The 1,048-nt window shown below is 37.9% G+C and carries 1 protein-coding gene; it reads left to right on the top strand.

Annotated features, from left to right (window positions below):
- Window positions 1-1,048 (top strand): hypothetical protein (locus ACNQGN_RS18910; protein ID WP_417989371.1); only part of this gene is annotated, 1,048 nt, incomplete at both ends.

Here is a 1,048-nt window from a genome sequence, read left to right as displayed (position 1 = left end):
TGCTTTAGTGGGTTGTACTGAAACTACAATCAGAACATACAGTGTAACGGATGCTTGTGGAAACACAATCAATGTTACGCAAAATTTAATCAGAACGGTTGACCAAACGGCTCCGACTTTTACACCGCCAGTAAACATTACTCTTAATAGTGGAGAGAATTGCACGACAAATACTGATCCGTCTGTAACAGGTACTGTAACAGACATAAATGACATTTGTGATTCAAATCCACTTGTAAGCTATTCTGATATTAATTGTTTTGGAACCTCAGACAATCAACAAATAAATGCTGGAAATGGTAATTATTTTCCATTTACCGTTTCAGGTTTTGATGGGATATCAGCAAGTAGTATTGAAAAAATTGCTCTAGCATTCGAAACAAATCAAGGAAAAGGAAGAGCAGAATTTACTTTAATTGCCCCTAACGGTCAAGGAATTATTTTAGTTGGTCCATATTGTGCTGGTGGAGAATGTGATACCACAAATTCAAGTACTAATGAATTATACTTACCTGTATTTTATCCAAATAGTTCTGGCTATGCAAAATGGAACAACAACAATTTTATTCAAGATGGTGTTAGTGCAAACTTCACTCCAAACGGAGCAACCTCTTCGACAAATACAATACCTGAATTGACATCATATGTATCAAGCTTTGAAAACTTCTCAGGAATGATGAATGGGACTTGGTTAGTTTATTCCAGAAAACAAGCTAGTGTAAATGGTAGTATTGAATTCAAAAGTATTTGTTTAACACCAGCTTCATGTCCTGGAGATAAAATTATCTCTAGAACCTGGACGGTTACGGATGCTTGTGGAAATAAAAGAACCGCTAATCAAACTATTAAAATTGAAGATACAACTGCTCCGACAGCTTCTAACCCTGCTGCCATTACTCTTAGCGGTTGCAACGGAACTTTCCCTGCTGCGGATACTGCTGTAGTGACTGATGAGGCCGATGCCTGCTCAACTCCGGTTGTGGCTTTCGTTAGTGATAGTGCTCCTGCTTTAGTGGGTTGTACTGAAACTACAATCAGAACATACAGT

Origin of the sequence: Flavobacterium rhamnosi (genome assembly GCF_048286515.1) — a bacterium.
Classification (GTDB): Bacteria; Bacteroidota; Bacteroidia; order Flavobacteriales; family Flavobacteriaceae; genus Flavobacterium.
This window is presented reverse-complemented; position numbering and strand designations above follow the sequence as displayed.